The 7508-nt window shown below is 34.4% G+C and carries 6 protein-coding genes; all 6 read left to right on the forward strand.

Annotated elements, in window-relative coordinates:
* The first annotated feature begins 324 nt into the window (after positions 1-324).
* The 6 genes from BKP37_RS09310 to BKP37_RS19265 all read left to right on the forward strand — a co-directional run bounded on the left by BKP37_RS09310 (position 325) and on the right by BKP37_RS19265 (position 7299).
* A complete protein-coding gene (locus tag BKP37_RS09310) occupies positions 325-1074 on the forward strand; it encodes a DeoR/GlpR family DNA-binding transcription regulator (RefSeq protein WP_071309339.1) in 750 nt (249 codons plus the stop codon).
* Positions 1074-1985 carry a 1-phosphofructokinase gene (pfkB, locus tag BKP37_RS09315; protein ID WP_071309340.1) on the forward strand — a complete coding sequence of 304 codons (912 nt, stop codon included), beginning with the start codon at positions 1074-1076 and terminating at the stop codon, positions 1983-1985. The genes BKP37_RS09310 and pfkB overlap by 1 nt, the downstream gene beginning before the upstream one ends.
* Before the next feature lie 19 nt (positions 1986-2004).
* Positions 2005-3873, forward strand: a complete 1869-nt coding sequence (locus tag BKP37_RS09320; protein WP_071309341.1) for a PTS fructose transporter subunit IIABC — start codon at positions 2005-2007, stop codon at positions 3871-3873.
* A gap of 902 nt (positions 3874-4775) precedes the next feature.
* On the forward strand, positions 4776-6053 hold the full coding sequence (locus BKP37_RS09325) for a sensor histidine kinase (RefSeq protein WP_071309342.1): 1278 nt from the start codon (positions 4776-4778) through the stop codon (positions 6051-6053).
* Between the two features lie 264 nt (positions 6054-6317).
* Complete coding sequence (locus tag BKP37_RS09330; protein ID WP_169823118.1) at positions 6318-6926, forward strand: TVP38/TMEM64 family protein; 609 nt, start codon at positions 6318-6320, stop codon at positions 6924-6926.
* 226 nt (positions 6927-7152) lie between these two features.
* On the forward strand, positions 7153-7299 hold the full coding sequence (locus tag BKP37_RS19265; RefSeq protein ID WP_084034631.1) for a helix-turn-helix domain-containing protein: 147 nt from the start codon (positions 7153-7155) through the stop codon (positions 7297-7299).
* Positions 7300-7508 lie beyond the last annotated feature (209 nt).

Below are 7508 nucleotides of genomic sequence, written 5' to 3' on the forward strand. Positions count from 1 at the left end.
CTTTAATGACCAAAACCGAGCTGCATAAATCTATACTTAGTTACGAACGATTAAAACGTAACTTGATATAGTATCTTAATGGTAAGGGTAATGAATGATAAAATTCTTTTAAGAGGGATAAACACTATGAATATGGGTAATCTAAGTTGAAGTTCTAATTTTATGTAAATTGTGGTAAATACTTGTAACTAACGTTGGTTGATTTTGAAAGGTAAGCATAAAAAAATAATCATTTTTGAATGTTTTTGAAAGAAAGTGGTTGAAAAATGAAAAGGCTTACGTTATTATAAATGTAAGATCAATAATAACAGGTGGTGAGATTAGGTGCTAACTCCTGAGAGACACCGAATAATATTAGATCTTTTGCTAGAAAAGGAAGTAGTGAAACTTCAGGAACTTGTTGATGCTACATCTTCTTCAGAATCAACCATTCGTAGAGATTTAAGTCAACTAGAGGAAGAAAGGAAGTTAAAACGAGTTCATGGTGGAGCTTCACTTTTAAAGCAAAAAGGCGTAGAACTTAGTGTCATTGAAAAATCTACAAAAAACTTAAACGAAAAAGAGCTAATTACTAAATACGCAGCCTCACTTATAAAAAAAGGAGATTGTATATTCTTAGATGCTGGAACGACTACGTTTCAAATGATCCAACATATTAATGCAAAAGATATTAAAGTAGTAACCAATGGATTAACACACTTGGAAGCATTACTAGATAAAGGAATTCATACCTACTTGACAGGTGGTTATATAAAAGGTATTACAAAGGCATTAATTGGTAGAGGTGCTTTAGAAGGAATTATGACTTACCGTTTCGATAAATGTTTTATTGGAGTGAACGGTATTCATACTGCTTTGGGCTATACAACACCCGACCCTGAAGAAGCAATGGTAAAGAAAATGGCTATAGATCTTTCACAAGAAAGCTTTATTCTTAGTGATAGTACAAAATTTAATGAAGTTACATTTTCTAAGATTGCCGAATTAAAACAAGGGGTTATTATAACAAATGATATTGATGATGAAATAATAGCGCCATTTATGGAGCAAACGAAGATAAAGGTTGTGAAATGATGATTTATACTTGTACATTAAATCCATCTGTAGATTATATTGTGAAAATTGAAAACGTAAATATCGGTTCTTTAAATAGAACGGATCACACAGCGTTTTATCCAGGTGGTAAAGGAATTAACGTTTCCCGCGTATTAAAGAGGTTAGGGCAAGAAACTACAGCATTAGGATTTATTGGTGGTTTTACTGGTCACTTCATTGAAAATTCACTAATAGAGGAGGGGGTACATTTAGACTTTATTGAAGTAAATGAACCTACGAGAGTGAATGTTAAATTGAAGTCTTCAGTAGAAACAGAAATAAATGGTCAAGGTCCAGCGGTTTCAAAGGAAAATGAGCAAGAATTATTCGCAAAAATATCGTCTATGACAGATCAAGATTATCTTGTTTTGGCTGGTAGCTTACCACCGACATTATCGCCGGACTATTATCAACTTCTTGCAAAACAATGTAAGGAAAACAAAACTCGCTTAATCGTTGATACATCAGGAGATGCATTAAAAGACCTATTAACGTATCACCCATTTTTAGTAAAACCTAATCAACATGAATTAGGAGAGTTCTTTAATGTAGAAATCTCATCTATTGAAGAAGCGGTAGAGTATGGTAGAAAGCTGTTAGACTTTGGACCTGAAAACGTTATCGTTTCGCTAGGTGGAGACGGTGCGTTGTTACTTAATAGTGAAACGACAGTTTTTGCAAATGTTCCAAAAGGTGAACTGAAAAACTCAGTAGGGGCAGGAGACTCACTAGTTGCTGGATTTATAGCAGCTTATGTGGAAAAAGGTGATTTTCTTGAAGCATTCAGATACGGTATTGCTTCAGGTAGTGCAACTGCTTTTTCAAATGATCTATGTGAAAAAAGCACTGTTGAATCGTTATTAAAAGAAATTAATATAGAACAACTTTAATTTACAAGGGGGTAAAACTATGAAGATAACTGATTTATTAAAAAAAGATACGATAGAATTGAATCTTAAAGCTAGCTCTAAAGAAACTGTTATTGATGAGCTAGTTGCAAAACTTGATGGTGCTGGGAGATTAGCAGATAAAGCAAAATTTAAAGAGGCCATTTTAGCTAGGGAAGCTCAAAGTACGACGGGGATTGGTGAAGGTATTGCCATTCCACATGCAAAAACTAGTGCAGTTAAAACTCCAGCCATTGCTTTTGGACGTTCAAAATCTGGTATTGACTATGAAGCTCTTGATGGTCAACCTAGCCATTTATTTTTCATGATTGCTGCAAGTGAAGGAGCAAATAATGCTCATTTACAAACACTTTCTCGCTTATCATCATTCTTAATGGATAATGAGTTTCGTAAAAAGTTAGAAAGTGCCAATACAGTAGATGAGGTTATTTCAGCAATAAATGCGAAAGAAACAGAAAATGAGGAGGAAGAGAAGATGGTTAATAAGCCGAACGCTGGTAAAATTTTAGCAGTAACTGCTTGTCCAACTGGTATTGCTCACACATTTATGGCAGCTGATTCTTTGAAAAACAAAGCAAAAGAACTAGGGTACGATATTAAAGTAGAAACAAATGGTTCAACAGGTGTTGGTAATGCGCTAACCGCATCTGACATTAAAGACGCAGTTGCGATAATCGTTGCAGCAGATACGAATGTTGAGATGGATCGTTTTGACGGAAAGCATGTTATTCAAGTACCAGTTGCACAAGGAATTCGTAAACCACAAGAATTACTTGAAAAAGCTATGAAACAAGATGCACCAATTTATCGTGCATCAGGGAATGGTAATAAAACTGAAAATGAAACGAAAGGTAAGTCTGGTTTTTATAAACATCTAATGAGTGGTGTTTCAAATATGCTTCCATTCGTTGTCGGTGGTGGTATTCTCATTGCTATTTCTTTCATCTTTGGAATTGAAGCCTTTGATCCTAATCATCCTTCATATCATCCAGTTGCCGAAGCATTAATGACAATTGGGGGCGGTAATGCATTCGGATTAATGATCCCAGTACTTGCTGGTTTTATCGCAATGAGTATTGCTCAACGTCCTGGTTTTGCTCCTGGTATGGTTGGTGGATTAATGGCTGCCTCAGGTGGTGCTGGATTTTTAGGTGGATTAATCGCTGGTTTCTTAGCTGGTTATGTAGTCCTTGGATTAAAGCGTTTATTTAATGGTCTACCGCAATCTTTAGAAGGTATTAAGCCTGTATTACTTTATCCTTTATTTGGTATTTTAATTACCGGTACAGTTATGTTATACATTGTAATTGAGCCTGTTGTTGCTTTAAATGATAGTATTGAATCGTTCTTAGGTGGAATGGGAACAGGAAACCTTGTCTTCTTAGGTTTACTTTTAGGTGGAATGATGGCAGTTGATATGGGTGGTCCTATTAACAAAGCGGCATTTACATTTGGAATTGCTATGATTGATGCGGGTAACTTTGCTCCTCATGCAGCAATCATGGCTGGTGGGATGGTTCCACCACTTGGAATTGCTCTAGCAACTACTTTCTTTAAGAAGAAATTTACTAAAGCGGAACAAGATGCTGGAAAGACAAACTACATTATGGGTGCTTCATTTATTACTGAAGGAGCTATTCCGTTTGCAGCAGCTGACCCTGGACGTGTTATTCCTTCGATCATCGTTGGTTCAGCAGTAGCGGGTGCATTATCTATGATGTTTGGTATTGGTTTACCTGCTCCACATGGCGGATTGTTTGTTATTCCAATTGTAAACGGAAATCCATTGCTTTATATTGTAGCAATATTAATTGGTGCAGCAGTTACGGCACTCATGCTTGGGTTCTGGAAAAAAGACGCAAAAGAATAAAGTTGAACTTCAATCAGTGGGGGGCCTTCATCCCTCTACTGATTGTTAGTTTAACTTAACTGCCCCTTAAGAGTGGGATAAAGAAAAATTAAAATTAGTGGCGTATGTCACTGGTTGAAGTATTAGAAAATCGCTTCTCAAGAGAGTATACTCTTTTGGGGGCGATTAATTATTATTGTCGATAAATTTTTAAAATGAAAAAATGTATATAAAAGGAAAATTCATCCTACTAGTGGAATACTAAGTAGTATGGATTTTCTTTTTTTTACAGTATCAGAATTTATAAATTTCTAACTTGAAAACTGTCTAGCGCAAGCAGCCTACGAGCTCGGTCACTTCAGTCAAGCAACCGACTTCAATTACCTCTTGGAATCCTTCGTTGATTAGCTTCATGCAGCTTTGCTTCTGCGATTACTCGACGCACAAAACGCTGCTTCGAGGAAGCTTACTACGAAGCCGGTACTAGAAGACGCAGAGGCACGTAAGAAGCCAAGGAACGGGGTTTAGTCAAAGGCCGACCTAGTGAAGCTACTACTTGGATTACTTCGAAGTGGCTTTGCTCCTGCGATTACTCGTCGCACGGAAAACAATTGCTCTCGAGCAAACGGGGTGGCACAGGAGCAGCCACTCGTGACCAAAGGGCTTGCGATTTTCTAATGTTTTTTTTGAATCCTTCGGGAATGACTTGGTGCTTCATTGCGTAGAGAATCCTACATAATACAAATATACTAGCAGAAGTAGAAAAGAATTTCTCACGTCGCTGACCCAAAAGTACGCATTTTCTTGTAAGATATTAAGCAGAGAGGTTATATTTAAGAAGTTAGTGTTTATTTTTAGTTCTCGTAGATCCTTAAGTTAAGTTAAAAGAATCAAAAAATAATACCTTAAAGAGGTGTATTCACGTGAATGAAATTGAACCACTACTTTTGAATGTCCTTTTTTTACTATGTTTTCTTTTATTTGTACCTTTTTTTGTTGAAAGGCTGTCAAAAGAACTTTCATCATTAAAAAAGCGTAGAATTTTTCTGTTTTCAGCATGCGTAGGAGGAATTAGTTGTTTATTATTCCCAATAAACATTTACGAAGGGTTTCAATTTGATCTACGTTGGATAATACTTATTTTTGTCGGCTTATATAGTGGGACTTTAGGAAACATTCTTATTTTTGTCGCTACGACTGTTTATCATTTTTTCCTTGGTGGAGAAGGTTTTTATGCAGCTATGTTTATAGGTATGACAATATTAATTAGTGTTTACCTAGTAAAACACACTTATCAGGTGCTATCCATGAAAAAGAAATTACTTTTAAGTGGGAGTCTTTCCTTGTTCTCTGGTATATTTGTTTTATTTATTCTGTCAGTATATCAGGTTACAGTTAGCTCCACATTCGTTATTAATTATCTATCCTTTATGATTTGTACGACTTTATTAGTTGTTTACCTATATGAACTAATTTTAGAAAAGACAATAATAGATAATAAGTTAGTTAAAGCAGAGAAAATGGAAATTGTCAGTTATCTTGCCTCATCTATTTCACATGAAGTCCGAAATCCTCTGGCAGTAGTCAGGGGGTTTCTGCAAATGATGGATCAAGTAGATTTGTCATCTGATAAAAGAAAAGAGTATTTAAAAATCTCAATTGCTGAGATTGATAGGGCTAATGATATTATTCGTAATTATTTAACTTTTGCTAAACCGATACCTGAATCTTTTGATGTAATGAATATTAAAGAAGAATTACTAAGGGCCATTAATATCATAATGCCTTTGGCAAACATGAATTCTATTGAGGTAGAACATAAAATTGGTACATTTTTTATCAAAGGAGATCCACAACTTCTTCAACAGATCTTATTAAATATTACAAAAAATTGTATAGAAGCTATGAAAAGTAATGGCAAACTTATCATTCAAACGACTGAAGAAAGTGATAGGCTTACTATTGAGATAACAGATAATGGTCAAGGGATGACTGAAGAGCAACTTTCACGGTTAGGGGAGCCTTACTTTACTACTAAAGGTGGAGAAGGGACTGGACTTGGGATGATGGTTACTTTTAGAATTGTTGAAATAATGAAAGGGAAATTGACTGTTACAAGTAAAGTCAACGAAGGTACGACTTTTTATATTAGTTTTCCTTTGGTAAACAGTTATGAAGTTCCTTTTGAAAAGATAAGCTGACCTAAAGGTTTTTTACAGGTTTTCACAAACGGGAAATCCTACTGGCTATAACTGTGAGATGAGAGTAAGGCCCAATGTGGAGTACCAAAAGAAATTTGAAGTTTATTTTAAAAATGTAGTTAAGATTATTCACACTTTATTCATATTGGTTTGTTAAAATGAAGATTATCTCGAAGGAAGGTGATCGTAATCAAACCTTGGATGAAGTTACTTGTCTTTTTGTGTTTGTTAATTATATTGTCTTTAGGAGTATTAAAGACAGAATTGTTGAATAACGTTAGGGCTGGTAATGTTGGTGAAATTCAAGAAATGGCCAATGATAGTATAATATCTATGTTACTTCTTACTTTTCTTATCATGACAGTACAAAATACCTTTACCATTATTCCACTCATTGTTGTTCTAACTATTAATATTGCATTTTGGGGTTTTCTAAATGGAGTCATTTGGAGCTGGTTTAGTAGTATTGTTGCTTCAGCCATTGTATTTTTGAGTGTACGTTATTTATTTAAAGAAATGGTAACAAACAAAATAAATCAAGAATTTAAAGAGAAAATTGAAAAAAAGGGATTTATGTATGTGTTTATTGCTAGAATTTTTCCTTTTTTTCCAACCAGCATTGTAAACCTAATTTCAGGAGTCAGTTCCATTAAGTTTACTCATTTTATTATAGCTACAAGTATAGGTAACTTTTTATATTTTTTTATCCTTGCCCTTGTACCATTAGGTTTTTTAACGGGTGAAGTAAATAGTTACTTACTTTCATTTATTTTTATAGTTTTTATTACAACTTACTACATTTATAAGAAATATAAGAGGAAAAAAATAGTTAACAATGAGAATAATAAAAACTTAACTATGATTTTTAAATGAAAGAAGAAGGTCACCATAATTTATTATGATGCCCTTCTTTTTTTGCATATAAAGTGAAGAGGACGATTGTTAGGTATTAAATGCCTTTAGAGATAAAAATATAGATGTGTAACTGCTAAACTAAAATAGACAGTTTCCGACAAATAAATTTGAACACTTATTTACCAAAATATCCTCTAACAGTATGATAGTTTTATATTATTTAACTGTCGGGGGGCTTTGAAAGGTGGAAAAGTGGTTGAAGTATGTGGAAATTAAACGAATGTTAGAACAAGGGTACTCAAAAGCAAAGGTTGCAGAAAAGTTTAATATTTCAAGAGGAACATTGTATAAGTGTTTATGGCAAACTAAATATGTAGGTAATGGCATTTAATTTGTGTAGGCCCTAAGGGGCATATACAGATAAAAAAAACCACTTGCCAACCTCTCAAAATAACTTTAAACTCCTCGTTGGACCAACAACGTTTGACAGGAGGATAAAATAGGAGATGTTAGCAGTGGCACAAATAGATTATATCAGACATCAAGTAAATCAAAAAGGTGAAACTTATGCCAACGTGGCAAGAAAGATGGATATAGATC

This window comes from Anaerobacillus alkalilacustris (assembly GCF_001866005.1).
Lineage (GTDB): Bacteria > Bacillota > Bacilli > Bacillales > Anaerobacillaceae > Anaerobacillus > Anaerobacillus alkalilacustris.